Genomic DNA, 529 nt, shown 5'->3' with positions numbered 1-529 from the left:
TTGGCTATTGCTGAAGTACTTGATGTTGTCTAGGTTCTAGTTGTAGCTATCCGCCGAGGTTTGCGGGTTGTTTACGAAGCACTCACGCAGTACTGATGCGTCTGTCATTTGAGTTGATTCAACTTGGATTACTGGGTAGTCATCACCGCCTGCTGCGCTGAAGCTAATTACAGCAAACGTGTAAGTTGCGTCTAGGTTGAAGCCTTTACCATTAATGTCAGTAATAGTTACTGAGCCAGCATCACAATCTACATCTAGAGTGATGTTGTCTAGTTGAGCGTAAGCACCAGAACCCGCAGATTTCGTAGCAACGACGTCTAAGTATTCTTTTACTTCTTTACCTGTCATGGTGGCTTTTGTTACGAAGTTACCAAATGGTTGTACTGTTAGTACATCACGGTAAGTGATATCGCCAGCTTGGATTGAATCACGAACACCACCGGAGTTCATCACACCAAAGTCTGCTTTCACTAGCTCGTATGTACGGTACGCTTCACCTAGTAGGTGGCCAAGGTTTGTTTGCTGTGAG

1 pseudogene is annotated in these 529 nt (G+C 44.8%); it reads right to left on the bottom strand.

What is annotated here, in order from left to right:
* Positions 1-39 precede the first annotated feature (39 nt).
* Positions 40-529 (bottom strand): annotated as a pseudogene (locus R7Z47_RS26680) (5'-nucleotidase C-terminal domain-containing protein); the annotation flags it as partial.

It is taken from the genome of Vibrio sp. 1641 (assembly GCF_033339995.1).
GTDB lineage: Bacteria > Pseudomonadota > Gammaproteobacteria > Enterobacterales > Vibrionaceae > Vibrio > Vibrio alginolyticus.
Note: the sequence above shows the minus strand (reverse complement) of the source record. Positions and strands in the feature narration are given on the sequence as shown.